Source organism: Amycolatopsis jejuensis, assembly GCF_000717335.1.
Classification (GTDB): Bacteria; Actinomycetota; Actinomycetes; order Mycobacteriales; family Pseudonocardiaceae; genus Amycolatopsis; species Amycolatopsis jejuensis.
Genome location: NZ_JNYZ01000002.1, coordinates 13,150 through 27,007, shown reverse-complemented (window position 1 = coordinate 27,007; position 13,858 = coordinate 13,150). Strand labels below are relative to the sequence as shown.

12 protein-coding genes are annotated in these 13,858 nt (G+C 70.5%); 6 read left to right on the top strand and 6 right to left on the bottom strand.

Annotated elements, in window-relative coordinates:
• Window positions 1-29: 29 nt before the first annotated feature.
• The gene (locus OO71_RS01660; protein ID WP_033287804.1) at window positions 30-1,946 is read right to left on the bottom strand and encodes an MFS transporter; all 1,917 of its coding nucleotides are present in this window, start codon (window positions 1,944-1,946) and stop codon (window positions 30-32) included.
• Between the two features lie 58 nt (window positions 1,947-2,004).
• Here OO71_RS01660 and OO71_RS01655 point away from each other — a divergent pair, with 58 nt between their 5' ends.
• Window positions 2,005-2,502 (top strand): MarR family winged helix-turn-helix transcriptional regulator, encoded by a 498-nt coding sequence (locus OO71_RS01655; protein WP_033287803.1) that lies wholly within the window; start codon window positions 2,005-2,007, stop codon window positions 2,500-2,502.
• A 68-nt stretch (window positions 2,503-2,570) separates the two neighbouring features.
• Here OO71_RS01655 and OO71_RS01650 read toward each other — a convergent pair whose 3' ends face one another.
• Together OO71_RS01650 and OO71_RS01645 are read right to left on the bottom strand one after the other, a co-directional pair.
• Entirely contained in the window at window positions 2,571-3,149 is a 579-nt protein-coding gene (locus OO71_RS01650) for a VOC family protein (RefSeq protein ID WP_033287802.1), read from the bottom strand.
• Window positions 3,150-3,339: 190 nt separating this feature from the next.
• Window positions 3,340-3,864, bottom strand: a complete 525-nt coding sequence (locus OO71_RS01645) for a pyridoxamine 5'-phosphate oxidase family protein (RefSeq protein ID WP_033287801.1) — start codon at window positions 3,862-3,864, stop codon at window positions 3,340-3,342.
• Window positions 3,865-4,465: 601 nt separating this feature from the next.
• On the opposite strand from OO71_RS01645, the gene OO71_RS01635 reads away from it, so the two are divergent.
• The 4 genes from OO71_RS01635 to OO71_RS01620 all read left to right on the top strand — a co-directional run bounded on the left by OO71_RS01635 (window position 4,466) and on the right by OO71_RS01620 (window position 8,938).
• Window positions 4,466-5,944, top strand: a complete 1,479-nt coding sequence (locus tag OO71_RS01635; protein WP_211260419.1) for an MFS transporter — start codon at window positions 4,466-4,468, stop codon at window positions 5,942-5,944.
• A 21-nt stretch (window positions 5,945-5,965) separates the two neighbouring features.
• A complete protein-coding gene (locus tag OO71_RS01630; RefSeq protein WP_051790915.1) occupies window positions 5,966-6,865 on the top strand; it encodes an ABC transporter substrate-binding protein in 900 nt (299 codons plus the stop codon).
• Window positions 6,866-6,944: 79 nt separating this feature from the next.
• Window positions 6,945-7,697 carry an aspartate/glutamate racemase family protein gene (locus OO71_RS01625; protein WP_051790914.1) on the top strand — a complete coding sequence of 251 codons (753 nt, stop codon included), beginning with the start codon at window positions 6,945-6,947 and terminating at the stop codon, window positions 7,695-7,697.
• Window positions 7,694-8,938 (top strand): MFS transporter, encoded by a 1,245-nt coding sequence (locus tag OO71_RS01620; protein ID WP_033287799.1) that lies wholly within the window; start codon window positions 7,694-7,696, stop codon window positions 8,936-8,938. Before OO71_RS01625 ends, OO71_RS01620 begins: the two co-directional genes overlap by 4 nt.
• On the opposite strand, the gene OO71_RS01615 is transcribed toward OO71_RS01620, so the two are convergent.
• The gene (locus OO71_RS01615; RefSeq protein WP_033287798.1) at window positions 8,847-9,839 is read right to left on the bottom strand and encodes a carbamate kinase; all 993 of its coding nucleotides are present in this window, start codon (window positions 9,837-9,839) and stop codon (window positions 8,847-8,849) included. The genes OO71_RS01620 and OO71_RS01615 overlap by 92 nt on opposite strands.
• A 105-nt stretch (window positions 9,840-9,944) precedes the next feature.
• On the opposite strand from OO71_RS01615, the gene OO71_RS01610 reads away from it, so the two are divergent.
• Window positions 9,945-11,495, top strand: coding sequence for a PucR family transcriptional regulator (locus tag OO71_RS01610; RefSeq protein ID WP_051790913.1), 1,551 nt, complete (start codon window positions 9,945-9,947; stop codon window positions 11,493-11,495).
• A gap of 11 nt (window positions 11,496-11,506) precedes the next feature.
• Here the strand turns inward: OO71_RS01610 and ggt are convergent, their stop codons facing one another.
• Together ggt and OO71_RS01600 are read right to left on the bottom strand one after the other, a co-directional pair.
• Window positions 11,507-13,099: a gamma-glutamyltransferase gene (ggt, locus tag OO71_RS01605; protein WP_051790912.1), complete on the bottom strand. Its 1,593-nt coding sequence runs from the start codon at window positions 13,097-13,099 to the stop codon at window positions 11,507-11,509.
• Window positions 13,099-13,857, bottom strand: coding sequence for an oxamate carbamoyltransferase subunit AllH family protein (locus OO71_RS01600; protein ID WP_051790911.1), 759 nt, complete (start codon window positions 13,855-13,857; stop codon window positions 13,099-13,101). The genes ggt and OO71_RS01600 overlap by 1 nt, the downstream gene beginning before the upstream one ends.
• Window position 13,858 lies beyond the last annotated feature (1 nt).

The following is a 13,858-nucleotide window of genomic DNA, read 5'->3' as shown; positions in this document are numbered from 1 at the left end:
AACCTTCTCCCGGCGTGCACTTGCCTCGCTCAGCGGCTCCCGGAAGCCAGCCGCAGCAACGGATCGAAACGCGCCGGGCCCCCGGGGGTCAGCTGGACCGGGCCCGCGACCGGCGCGTAACCCGTCACGACCACCGTGTACTCCCCCGGCGGCAGGTCATCCACGCAGTAGCGGCCGGACTCGTCCGTGACGGTGACCCGCTGGACCTCGCCCGCGGTGTCCAGCACGGTGACCTGCGCGCCGGAAAACGGGCCGCGTGACCCACGGACCGTGCCAGTCAAGCGGACCGCGCGCGGCAGCTCGACGTCCTCGCGCACCGGCCCGGAGCCGATCGTCACGTGCCGCGCCACCGGTTCCCGTCCGGGTGCCTGGATCAGCAGGAGGTAGGTACCGGCGGGGCCGGGCAACGCGAATCGGCCGCCCGAGGTGGTGGTGCGCCGGACTTCGTGGGTTTCCAACGACGTCGAGGTCACCGATGCTTCTTCGCCCGGCGCCAGACCGTGCACCGCGCCCGACAGCGCAGGGACGCGGGGTTTGCGAGACAGGAGCACGTCGACGACGCCGATGAGCAGTGCGAGCGTGACCAGCGCGGTCGAGCCGAGCAGGCCGAGTGCGGTCGCGGCCTGGTAGTCCCCGTGCGAGCGGCCGAGGTGGCCGAAGTACAGCGAACCTCCCAGCGCGGTACCGACTGCCGAGCCGATCCGCTGTCCCGTCTGCAGCACCCCCGCCGCGGTGCCGCCCTCGGCCGGGGAGACTTCTTCCAGCGCGAGCGTCTGGTTCGGGGAAATCACCAGCCCGCTGCCGAAACCGGCGACGAACAGCGGCGCGGCGAGAATGAGCGCCGTGTTGGCGCCCGCGTCGTCCCACACGAGCCACGCTGTCGCGCCAAGGCCGAGCGCGACCAGCAGGTTGCCGGCCACGACCATCGAGCGGCCGAAGCGGTGCACGAACCGCCCGCCGAGCGCAGGCGAAATCGCCGAGCCGAGCGCGAACGCCAGCATCGCCGCGCCCGACTGCAGCGCCGAATAGCCTAGGCCCTGCTGGAAAAACAGGGTCAGCACCAGGAAGATCCCAGTGAACCCGGCGAAGTACACGAGCCCGAGGGTCGAGCCCATCGCGTAGCTCCGGACGGTGAGCAGCTTCAGGTTCACCAGCGGCTGTTTGCCGCGGCGGCCGAGCCACCGCTCCCACGCCACGAACACCACCACCAGCCCGGCCGCGACGCCCATCAGCCACCAGCGCGGCGACGCGGCCTGTTCCTCTTCCTCCACCAGCGGCAGCATCACCAGCACCACGGCGCCGCCGAGCAGCACCGTGCCCAGCAGGTCCGGGGCCCGTTTGCGGCCGCTGCGCACGTCGCGCGGGAGGAACCGCAGGCCGAACAGGATCGCGAGGACGCCGATCGGCAGGTTCACGAAGAACACGTAACGCCAGCCCTCGTCGACGCCGAAGGCCTGGATCAGGAGACCGCCGAGCACCGGCCCGACCGCCGTCGACAGCCCGACCACCGCGCCGTACGCGCCGAACGCCTTGCCCCGCTCACGTCCGGAGAACAGCTGCTGCATCATGCCGATGACCTGCGGGTTGAGCATCCCGCCCGCGATGCCCTGGCACAACCGTGCGGCGACGAGCCAGGTCGCATTCGGGGCGGCGCCGCACAACGCGCTCGTCACGACGAACAACGCCAGGCCCAGCAGGAACATCCGGCGGCGCCCGTATTCGTCGCCCAGCCGTCCCGACGGCACGAGCGCGAGGCCGAACGTGAGCGCGTACCCGGAAACCACCCAGGACACGTCAGCCGGGGTCGCGCCGATGCCGTGTTCCATCGAGGGCAGCGCGACGTTGACGATGCTGACGTCGAGCAGGGTCATGAACCCCGCGATCAGGCACACCCACAACGCGCGCCAGCGCTGCGGGTCCGCGGCGGGCGGGGAGGAAGCGGGCACGGGCAGTCCTGGAGATTCGAGACCGGTAAGATAATGACCGGTGTTAAGATACTCCACCATGTCCACCGAGCGGGACCACGTCGACGGCGTGATGGCCCAGATCCCCGGTCTGACCGAGCACGAACAAGTCACCAAGGCGGTCAGCCTGCGGTTGCTCCGCGCGACCCGGCTGCTCGAAACCGAGCTGCGACGCGAGCTCGGGGCGTACGGCATCGGGCTGTGGGAGGTCGAGGTGCTGAGCGAGCTCAAGCGCGCCGGGGCGCCGTACCGGGTGTCGGCGGGTCAGCTGGTGGCGAGCATGCGCCTGACGTCCGGCGGGATCACCAAGCGCGTCGCCGGGCTGGAGCGCAAGGGCTGGGTCCGCCGCGACATCGACCCCGCCGACCGGCGCCAGATCCTGGTCAGCCTGACCGACGAGGGCCTGCGCCGGGCCGAGGAGGTCTTCGGGACGAAGACGGAAACGGAGACGCGCCTGCTGTCCGCCCTCTCCCCTGCCGCACAAGGCAAACTGAACGACAACCTCCGGCGGCTGCTGCTGGATTGGGAACGCCGGTGACGAGGTAGGGCGGATACGGCCGCCTGGCCCCGTTCCGGACGACCTGCGATCCCGCGCCTGGACGCGGCTCAGACCCCCTTGATCCGTTCGACGAGCTCGTCGCGATACTCCCGCACCGCCTGGAACTCCGGTTCGTCGCCGGTCGCCCGTTTCAACGCGCCTTCCAGGATCTTCAGCCCCTGGCGTTCGTCGCCGCGCGCATCCGCCTGCCTCGCTGCATTCTCCAGCGCTTTCGCGAGCTTGGTCTGCGCCTCGGGTTCCTTGGCGGCCTGGTGGATCCGGATCCAATTGCCGCCCGGATCGACGACGGTGAACCCGGTGTACCGGTCGTTGCGCAGCCGCGGCCGGGTCATCCGCGGGATACCGGAGAGGAGCAGTTTCCCGTGCACGGACCGCATCCCCGCCGCGAACGCCTCGAACAGCGCGCTGGTGTCCGCCACGACGACCAAGCACGTGCTGTACGACTGCGCCGGATCGTAGCCGTCCATCCCGAAGAAGTGCAGGTTGAGGTCTTCCCGCCGCACCGCGACGTGCGGGTTCGGCCGGGTCTGCCGATAGGTGATCTCGAAGCCGAGCATCTGATAGAACGACGCGATCTCGTCGATGGAGGGACAGGGCAGGAGCGGAATGGTCAGTTCGTTCGCCACCGCCCGAACCTAAGCCCGGATCCGCTGAAACGACACGGAGCTCTTTGCTCATGCGAACAGCAGGGCAGCCCCCGGTGCCCGGCGAAGTCGTGTCGAACGGTGTGCCGGGGCGGTGATGATGCGGGGCGGACACGGCTGCCTCGGCGATCATTGCGGGTCCTTACCCCTGCTTGATCGCCGCGAGTTGCCCTCAATCCGCCGCGAAGTCCCACCGGGTTGCGCCATGCGGTTCCGCCGAGCCGACCCCCACCGCACTGCGCAGCGTGAGCCGGTACAGGTGCCAAGGCGGCGGACCAGCACTCGGCGCGCTGAACGGCGCCGTGAGTGCGTCGCCCTCGACCGTCGCCGGCCAGCCGCCGCTACGGTAAACCGCAGCGACTTCGGCCAGGGTGGCCGCGTCTGTCACGCGGTGGGCCTCCCCTTCGAGGACCAGGTCCAGGCCGCGGAGGCGGACCGACACGCTGCACGCCGGGTTGGCCGCCAGGTTCCGTGACCTGCGCGTACCCGGTCCGCCGACGAAATACAGCGCGTCGTTCACCCACACGGCGCCCACGCCGGCCGAGTGCGGGCGGCCGTCCGGGCGGACCGTCGACACGAAAAACGTCAGGTCGGCGGTCGGAGTGTCTTCGATCAGGACAGTGCGGGCACGGCTCCACGGGAGCGGTGCGTTGCCGTAACCGTCCAGGTTTTTGGTGGCGATCGGATTCTCAGTCATACCGGTACGTCGAACGAGGACCGACCGGATCGACACGCCTCGGCCGGGAAATCTGTACCGCGTCGAGCGTGTCCGGATCGTGCTCCAGCGCGGCGCGGGCGTGGTGCGCGGTCCACCACGGCGGTCCGGACGTCGACCTTGTCCCGCGACGAACACTACGGCGTCGGCTGCCGGGTCGGCCTGGCGTGCGCCGAACTCAGCGCGGCGAAGGCCGCCGTCCCACCCGCCGGGGCCGGCGGCAGGGTCATCCCCTCGCGGAAACTGTTCGGCTGCAAGACTTCCTGGTACGTACACGTGCTCGAAGCCGGCCAATACCGCCGGGTCCGCCGTACACACACCACGGAGGTGCAGGACCGGTTCCGTCGTTCAGTCCGCGGTGTCCCGTCGGCAAACCGTGCCGGTGCCGGGCCGGTGACCTTGGGCAGTTCTTGCCGGTGCCCGGCCGTTCCACGCGGCCCTACCATCAGCTGACCCACCGCCCGAGAGCCCAGCCTGTCGGGTGTTCCGCACCGGGCCACGACCCGTCCCGGCCCTGCGCTCCCCGGCGGGGAGCCAGGTGCACCTTCGGTTTCAGCGAGCCTCCGGAAGGGAGGAACTCGGCATGACCACTCCCCATCCCGCGGCGGCCTCCGGCGACGCACGTCCCGGCAAGGACCCGGCGTCACTGGCCCCGGACCGGCCACCGGGCACACACCGGTCACTCGTGGACGCGATGGACCGGATCGGCATCACCCGGGCACACAAGGCAGTGATCGCGCTCATCCTGGCCGGGCAGCTCTTCGACACGTTCCAGCAGGACACGAGCGGCGCGATCGGCCCCTACCTCTCCACCACCTTCGGCATCTCCACCTCCGAGCTGGCGCTCATCAACACCATGACGATGCTCGGCGGGCTCGTCGGCCGGATGCTCGCGGGCTACGTCGCCGACCGGTACGGACGCCGGTTCGCGCTCAGCTACAACCTCCTCATCTACACCCTCGGCGGCCTCATCAGCGCGTTCGCCCCGCACTACCTGGTGCTGCTGATCAGCCGGTTCATCGTCGGCATCGGCACCGGCGGCGAGCTCACCGTCGGCCTCGCGATGATCAGCGAAATGGTGCCGACCCGGCGGAGGGGCACCGCGGTCGCGTCGGTGAACTTCGTGTCGAGCGGCGTCGGCAACGTGTTCGCCTTCGCGTTGTTCCTGCTGGTGCTGGGTCCGCTCAACGGCCCGCTCGGCGGCGACACCCACTCGTGGCGCTGGCTGTACGTCTTCCTGGCCGTCCCGGCGCTGATGATCGTCGTGTTCCGCCGTTACCTGCCGGAATCGCCGCGGTTCCTCGTCGCGACCAACCGGGTGCACGAGGCCAACCAGGTGCTCACGCGGCTGGCCGCGGGACGGCTGCGGTACCGGCCGACCGGCGACGAGGTCACCCCGTATCTCGACGCGTCCGAGTCCTTCGCCGAGCGCGAAAAGTGGTCGCCGCTCGAGGTCTTCCGCGGCGCACCCGGCCGGCGCACCGTGATGATGGGGATCGCCTCGTGGGTCGCGATCGGCGCGTTCCTCATGCTGCTCGTCCTGCTGCCGACGCTCTTGGTGTCCAAGGGTTTCTCGGTGTCCAGCAGCCTGCTGTACACCTTGCTGATCAACATCGGCAGCCTGCTCGGCTCGGGTGCGGCGATGCTCGTCGCGTCGCGGTGGCCGCGGAAGGTCAGCGCGCTCGTCGGCGGGCTCGGCGCGTGTGTTTCGGCCATCCTGTTCGGCGCGATCGCCGACGGGCCTGCGCTGATCCTGGTGCTGGGCTTCGTGTTCCAGTTCTTCAACCTGTTCGTGAACACGGTGCTGATGAGCTGGTCGCCCGAGCTGTACCCGACCCGCATCCGCGCACTCGGGACGTCCACGGTGAACGCCATCGGCAACGTCGGCGGCGCGGTGATGCCCATCGCAGCCGCGTTCATCTTCGACCGGTCCGGGTCGGCCGGCGTGTTCGTGCTCATCGGCGTGATGTACGCGCTGCTGATCATCGCGTCGCGGTTCATCCCCGAAACCCTCGGCCGCACGCTCGAAGAAGTGACCGAACAACCCGCGCCCCAGCACTGAAACCCACGGGAGGACATCTTCATGGACCTGATCCGGATCTCCACCACCGCGCACATCCTCAACTTCCTGCCCGAGTACGTCGCCGCCGACCGCGGACTCTTCGCCGCCCGCGACCTCGAAGTGCGCATCACCGTCCGCGACCCGTGGGACGGCGTGCTCGACGACCTCGCGGACGGTTCGGCCGACCTCGTGCTCAGCGGGATGTTCGTCCCGGCCATGTATGCCGGGCGGGGCCGGGACCTCGTGGTCGTCGGGCAGCTCAACGGGCGGCTGCCGTCCGGGCTGGTGACGCGCGAACCGGTCCCGGACTTCCGGTGGAGCTGGCTCACCGGGCGCACCCTCCTCGCGCCCGGCGCGACCGGCGCGGGTCCCAACGAGTTCGCCATCGGGCTCATGCGGGAGGCGGGCGTCGACCCGGCCGGTACCCGGTTCGTCCGCGACTTCCCGAAGAGCGTGATGACCGAGCTCTTCACCGCGGGGCTCGGGGACGCGCTGCTGATCGACCTCGCCACCGCGACCGGCCTGCAGGACGCCGGCACCGGCACCGTCTCGTGCGACCTCGCGCAGAGCGGCGGCGCGATGCCCAACAGCGTGTACTACCTCAACCGGGACACCCTCGACGGCCGGCGCGACGTCATCGAGCGGTTCCTGGCCGCGCTCAGCGAAGGCATGGCGCAGACGACCGGATCCGCGCCCGCCGAACTCGACGACGTCCTGACCCGGCACTGGCCGGACACGCATCCGGACGTCCTCCACGACGGGGTCGCCCGGATGATCGAAAGCGGGCTGTGGTCCGGGGTCCGCGTGGAGCGCGAGGCGTGCGACCGGTGGGTCCGGATGCTGCACCAGGCCGGTCTGGTGCAGGAGCCGGTGCCGTTCGACGACCTCGTCGACACGAAGGCACTCGACGCGATCGAGTAGCCGCCCCGCTTGCGGGTGCTCCGCCGTTCCTGGCGGAGCACCCGCTTTCCCTGGTACCGCCGCGAAAACGGGAGTTCCGATGCGTATCAAGTACCTGGTTCCGTATGCGATGGGAGAGGCCGGGATCGCGAACCGGGCACTCCAGATCCCCGAAGCCGCCCTGAAACCCGATACGCACGTCGACTGCGTCGCGGTCCGCAATCATCCGCAGGGGCCCGGTTCGCCGTATGGCCGGAGCCTGTCCGAGATGTACGTGACCGAGGCCGGGCTGCGCGCCGAGGAGGAGGGGTACGACGCACTCGTCGTCGACACCACCTCGGACGCCGGGGTGGAGACGCTGCGGTCGAGGTTGCGCATTCCCGTTGTCGGGCCCGGGCTGGTCGCCTACCTGCTCGGAATGCTCCTTGGCCGCCGGTTTTCCGTCTTGACCTGCTTGGAGCGCGACCGTCCGGCATATGAACGGACCCTCGTCCGCTACGGCGTCGAGCGGTGGTGTGCGTCCATCCGGCCGACCGGGGTCACGCCGGACCCGGAAACGTTGTTCGGCACCGAGATCGAAGCTCCCGCGGAGAAAGTGCTGGCGGCGGCGAAGGAAGCGATCACGCGCGACGGCGCGGACGTCGTCCTCCTCGGGTCGACGACCATGCACCAGGTGGCCGGTCTCGTCGCCGCGCGGCTGGAGGCGCCGGTCGTCAATCCCGGGCCGGTGTCGCTGAAGCTGGCCGAATCGCTCGTCGAACTCCGGCTGAGCCATTCGAAGATCGCGTTCCCGTCGCCGCTCGTGCCGCAGGATGGCGCGTGGTTTTCGCTGCCGCCGCTCGAGGATCGGTGAACGCGCGCCACAGCGCAGTCGCCGTCTTGATGACCGCCGGGGTGGTGGCGGCCATGCAGGTCGGCAAGGCGTCGTCGGCGTTGCCGTTCGTTGCGCGTGACCTGCAGTTGACGCTCGCGCAGTCCTCGTGGGTCGTCGCGATGTTCAGTGTGCTGGGTGCCGCGGTGGGCGTCGTCGTCGGCCGGATCGCCGACTCGTTCGGCCGACGGCGGGTCGTACTGGCCGGGCTCGCGCTGGTGTCGGTCGCGTCGGCCGCTGGAGCCTTCGCCCCGGACGGCGCGGTGCTGCTCGCCACCCGCGCGGCCGAAGGCGCGGGGTTCCTGCTGGTTTCGGTCGCGACGCCGGGCCTGGTCACCCACGCGGTCGCACCGCCGGCGCGGAGCCTGATCCTCGGGTCGTGGCCAGCGGCGATGCCGGTCGGCTCCTCGGTGATGCTGGTGATCGGCCCGACGATCAGCACCGGCGTCGGGTGGCGCTGGCTGTGGCTGCTCTGCTCGGCGCTCACGATGTGCTGCGTCCTTGCGGTGGCCCTCGTGGTACGCCCGGACGGGCCGCGCTCCCCCATGCCGACCAGTGTGTTCGCCGGGATCAGCCGCTGCTTCCGGTCACCCGGTCTCGGCGCGCTCGCAGTCGCCGGGGCCGCGTACTCCGCGCAGTTCATCGGCTTGCTCGCGCTGCTTCCGGCGTTGCTGGACCGGCTCGGAATTCCCGCCGAAGCCGCGGGATGGCTGACCGCGGGCGCGTTTCTGGCCAACATCCCCGGTTCCGTGCTCGGCGGGGTGCTGCAGCGCAACGGCCGATCGCGCGGGTTCGTGGTGATCGTGGCGAGTGTGCTGATGACCGGTGCCGCGGCGATCGCGTCGGCGGACGGGCCACCCGGCCTGGTGCGGTACGGCGCGATCCTGGTGTTCTCGGCTGCGGGCGGTCTCATCCCGTCGATCGTGACCGCTGGAGTTCCCCGGTATGTGCCCGATCCGGCCGACCTCAGCACTGCCATGGGTTTCGCGTCCCAGGGCATCACGATCGGGCAGCTGGCCGGACCACCACTCGTCGCCTCGGCGGTCGCTGGTGGGCATCCCCCGGCTCTGGTACTCGGTGCAGCGGCCGCGATTGCCGCCGGGGCCGGGGTGGTGTTGCGCCGGCTGGAGGTCACCGGGCGGTCAGGTCCACCTCCCGCGCGGTACGCACGCGGGTCCCCGTCTCGCCGCGCAACGCGTCCTCCAGGCGATCCGGTGAGGTGATCAGCACCTCCCGGGGTGCGGAAACCCCTGTGGCGCTGAGGAATTGCACCGCAGCTTCCATCTTCGGCCCCATGCTCCCGGGCGGGAACTGACCATCGGCGAGGTAGCGGCGGACGGCGGCGACGTCGACCTCGCCGAGGGACCGCTCGTCCGGCCTGCCGAAGTTCACCGACACCTGGGGGACGCCGGTGGTGATGGCCAGCAGGTCCGCATCCAGGTCGTCGGCCAGCACTGCGGACGCGAAGTCCTTGTCGATCACCGCTTCGATTCCGCGGTAGCGGCCGTCGGGTTCCTCGACCACCGGGATCCCGCCGCCACCGGCGGCAATCACCACGAATCCCGCGTCGAGGAGGGCGGCGGCTGCGGGTTCCTCCACGATCCGGCGCGGACGGGGTGACGGGACGACCCGGCGCCACCCGCGGCCGGAATCCTCCACCACCGTCCAGCCGTTGCGGACGGCGAGTTCCCGCGCCTGCGCTTCGGGGTACGCGATCCCGATCGGCTTGCTGGGCTTCGAAAACGCCGGGTCCGCCGGGTCGACGACGGTGTGCGTCACCAGCGCGGCAACGCGGTCCGGCAGGCCCCGCGCCCGCAGTTCCCCGGCCAGTGCCGAGGCCAGGATGTACCCGAGGCTGCCCTGCGAATCGGCCACGCACATGTCCAGCGCGAGCCGCGGCAGGTCCGGCGCGATGGCCGCGACCAGATCCGACCGGCGCTGGATGTAGCCGACCTGCGGTCCGTTGCCGTGGGTGAGCACCACGCGCCGCCCTGCCCGCACCAAACCGGCGAGCGGGACCGCGATCCGGCGGGCGGCGGCGAACTGCTCTCCGATGGTCGCCGGCCCGCTGCCGCGCACCAGTGCATTTCCGCCGACCGCGACGACAATCGTGGAAGTTTTCATATCTTCCGACGGTAGGGACATTTTCGCGGAGCGTCACCGGCGCCGCCCGCCGGAACACTCAAGGTTTCGTTGACAACTTCTGACACCGGAAGGGATAATCGGAGCTTGACCACTTCGGCAGGAACGGCCCGGACTCCGTTCGGGATCACGCTCGACGCGGCATTGCGATTGCCGTGTCTCAGCGGTGCGCGCGTCGCGGCGGGAAAAACCGGAAGCGGGCGCCGAATCCGCGTCGTCAACATCATGGAAGTGCCGGATATCGTCCGCTGGATGCGCGGCGGGGAACTGCTGCTCACCACGGCCTATCCGGTGCGCGAGGATTTCTCGGCGCTCACCCGGCTGATCCCGCAGCTCGCCGACCGGGGACTCACCGCACTCGGGATCAAGATCGGGCCGTATCTCGACGCCCTTCCGCGGGAAATGCTCACCGCGGCCGACCGGCTCGGATTCCCGATCGTCGAAATCCCGCCGGATCTGATCTTCAACGACATTCTTTCCGAAGTCCTCGGCACCATTCTCAACCGCCAGGCCATCGAGCTCGAACGGGCGCACACGATCCACGAGCGGCTCACCGCGATCGCCCTTGCCGGCGGGTCGCACCAGGAGCTGCTCGAGGCGCTCGCCGACCTGATCCACCTTCCGGCCGCCATCGTCGACGACCACGCGCACGTGGTCGCCGAGGCCGGTGCTCCCCCGCTCGGCTCCCGCGAGCCCGACCTCACGCGCCCGATCAAGGTCGGCACCAGCCTGCACGGCGAGGTCGTCGCCTGGACCACCGGTGAACCCCTTCCGCACCAGCTCATGGCCATGGAACAGGCGGCGACGATCGCCGCGATGGCCATCGCCCAGGAGCGCGCCGTGGTCAGCCGCGAGCAGCGGCACCGCACGCTGCTGCTGATGGAACTCGTGTCCGGCCGCGCGCTCGACCGCGCCGAAATGACCCGGCGGGCCGACGCGATGGGCTGGAACCTCGACGGCCCGCGCGCGGCGGTGCTGGTCGACATCCGGTCCGCCGCCGGCCCCCTGCGGGTGGCCGATCAGCCGGTGGAAAACCGTCTCGTCCGGATTGCCAAGGAAGTGGCCGGGGAGAATTCCATCGTATGGGCGCTGCGGTCCGGGCTCGCCATGCTCACCACTCCGGACCGCACTTTTGCCGACCTGTGCCAGAAACTGCACGACCGGATCGCCCGGGTGCAATCCGGGCTGCACGTCATGGTCGCCACCGGCCGCCCGTACACCGATTTCTCCGATTTCCAGAAAAGCTACCGGGAAGCCGTCGAAGCACTCACCCTCGGCCGCGAAATCTACGGCGACGATTTCGTGCTCGGACACGATGTGCTCGGCATTTACCGGATGCTCTACCAGGTGCCGGTGCCGGAACTGGAACGCAACGTCGCCGAAGAACTCGGCCCGCTGCTCGATTACGATCACCGCCGCAGCGGATCACTCGTGAAAACCCTCGAATGCTATTTCCGCTGCAACCGCAACCGGGTCGCCACCGCGGGCGCGTTGAACGTGCATTACAACACGCTCCGCTACCGGCTGGACCAGGTCGAGCGGCTCACCGGCGGAATCGACCGGAATCCGACCAGCCGGCTGCAGCTGGAAATGGCAGTGCACGCTTATCGGGTACTGGCCGCGAAGGCCAAAGCCTGACCCTCGCCGCGTCACCAGCCCAGCGCGAGGCCCTCCCCACGGGGGTCGGCGCCACCGGCGAGCACGTCGTCGTTCACCCGGATGGCCTGGGCGTGCCCCATCACGTCGTCGAAGGCGGCCACCGTGCGCACCGGATGCCCCTGCGCAGCAAGGGTTTCCCCCACCGGCAACCGGGATTCGAGCCGCAGGTCGCGGCGTTGCTCACCCCAGGTGCGGCCGTAGAGCCAGCGCGGCGCGTCGATCGCGGACTGCACGTCGCGGCCGAAGTCGACCACCCGCGTCACCAGAGCCGTCGACGTCTGCGGCTGCCCTTCGCCGCCCATCGTGCCGTACACCAGAAACGGCTTGCCACCACGGAAAACCATGCCCGGCATCAGCGTGTGGAACGGCCGTTTGCCCGGTTCCAGCCGGTTCGGCTGCATGTCGTCCAGGGAGAAACTCGAACCCCGGTTCTGCAGCAGCACCCCGCTCCTCCCGGCGGTGACCGCGGACCCGAACTCATGGTACAGGCTCTGGATCACCGACACCGCGTTCCCGTCGCCGTCCACCACCACCGTGCACGTCGTGTCCTGCCCGATCCGCGCCGGAACCCCGTGCGGCGGACGGGCGACCGCACCGATCCGCCCGCCGAGATCGGCCGCGAACTCCTTCGACAGCAGGTCCCCGACGGGAAACTCGCCGAACTCCGGATCGGCGCAATACCGGTCCCGCTCGGTGAAGGCCAGCTTCGTGGCTTCGACGACCAGGTGGACGTACTCCGCACCGCGGTCGTCCAGGTCCGCGAGCGGGAAGTTCTCCAGGATGTTCAGCACCATCAAATGCGCGAGGCCTTGCGAGTTCGGCGGGTGCTGGTAGCACTGGTGGCCCCGATAGGTCGTGCTGATCGGTTCGCTCCACACCGACCGGTGTGCAGCCAGGTCGGCAGCCGTCAGGAGCCCACCGGCTCGCTGGACCGCGGCCGCGATCTCCGCCGCGACCGCACCCTCGTAAAACCCATTCCGGCCCTGGTCCGCGACCGTCTGCAGGGTGTCCGCCAGCAACGGCAGGCGCAGCAGGTCTCCGGGGCGCGGGATGCGGCCGTCGGGCAGCATGGTGCGCTCGGTGAGCGGGTCGGCGCCAAGCACCTGCGCGGCGCCCGCGGTGTACCGGGACTGTCCGGCGCTGACCGGGTATCCGTTGCGCGCGTAGTCGATCGCCGGGCTCAGCAGCCGGGCGAGGGGCAAGCGCCCGTGGTCGGCATGTGCGGTGCACCAGCTGTCCACGGCGCCCGGCACGGTGACCACCGACAGCGGTCCGCGCGCCGGGATTTCCCGCAGGCCGGCGGAGCGGAAGAGCTCCCGGTTCGCCCCGGCAACCGCGCGGCCGCTCCCGTTGAGCGCCCGTACCCGGTCGGCGTTCCGGTCGTAAACGAGCCAGAATGCGTCGCCGCCCGGACCGGTCATGTGCGGGTAGACCACGCCGAGGGTCGCGTTCACGGCGATGGCCGCGTCGACCGCGGAGCCGCCGTCACGCAGGACGGCCAGCCCGGCCGCGGACGCGAGGTAATGCGGCGAGCTCACCATCCCGTTGCGGGCCAAGGTGACCGGGCGGGTCGTCCATTCCATCAGCGGTTCCCTTTCGTCGCTGTCAATGCGAGTGCCACACCTCGCGCGAGGTCGCCACCGGAGTGGTGGCCGACCGCGAGCAACGCGCCCAGCTGCGGCGCGCGGCCGGGGCTGCCGAGTGCAGTGACGACGTCGGCGAGCTGCGGGATGCATCGTCCGGCGGCGGCGTGCCGGAGCAGGTCGGCCGAGATCGCCGACGTCCGCCGCGCGGCCAAGGCGGTGACGTCTCCGGCCGGTACGCCGAGGCTGCGCCGGGTGACGAGAAACCCGGCGAGGACGTCGTCACCCGACGGCGTCAGCCCCGGTCCGAGGCCGAGCAGCCGCTCAGCCGCTGCGCGGAGGTCGCCGGTAGCCAGTGCGGCGACCGGTTCTTCGAGGTACCGCGGAAGCGCACCGGCTTCCCGCGAGACCGCCGCCTGAAATCCGGGCGCCCGGCGGCGCGCCAGGTCCGGGTCGGCCATCACCGGTTGCCCCGGCGGCCACACCGACTCCCAGCCGAGCACCACATCGCCGGCCCGCACCGCACCGGCCCCCACCGTCGCCTTCGCGCCGACCTGCAGCCGGGCGATCAGCTCCCCCGCTCGCAGTACCAATCCATTCGGGACCCGCACCGCGTCCGGCGCCAGCAACGCGAGCATCTCGGACCCGGCGTCGAGGTAAGCCGCCAGCCTCCCGGCCCCCGCGACCCGCGCCGCGCGCACCGGCCCGGTGAGCAGCGGCAGCATCGCCGCACTCACCGAACCGCCACGCGCAGGCATG

Bases quoted from the DNA above. Each gene is read 5' to 3' on its own strand.
- OO71_RS01655 (WP_033287803.1), top strand. From the start codon at position 2,005: ATGTCCACCGAGCGGGACCACGTCGACGGCGTGATGGCCCAGATCCCC.
- OO71_RS01645 (WP_033287801.1), bottom strand. From the start codon at position 3,864: ATGACTGAGAATCCGATCGCCACCAAAAACCTGGACGGTTACGGCAAC.
- OO71_RS01635 (WP_211260419.1), top strand. From the start codon at position 4,466: ATGACCACTCCCCATCCCGCGGCGGCCTCCGGCGACGCACGTCCCGGC.
- OO71_RS01630 (WP_051790915.1), top strand. From the start codon at position 5,966: ATGGACCTGATCCGGATCTCCACCACCGCGCACATCCTCAACTTCCTG.
- OO71_RS01625 (WP_051790914.1), top strand. From the start codon at position 6,945: ATGCGTATCAAGTACCTGGTTCCGTATGCGATGGGAGAGGCCGGGATC.
- OO71_RS01615 (WP_033287798.1), bottom strand. From the start codon at position 9,839: ATGAAAACTTCCACGATTGTCGTCGCGGTCGGCGGAAATGCACTGGTG.
- ggt (WP_051790912.1), bottom strand. From the start codon at position 13,099: ATGGAATGGACGACCCGCCCGGTCACCTTGGCCCGCAACGGGATGGTG.
- OO71_RS01600 (WP_051790911.1), bottom strand. From the start codon at position 13,857: ATGCCTGCGCGTGGCGGTTCGGTGAGTGCGGCGATGCTGCCGCTGCTC.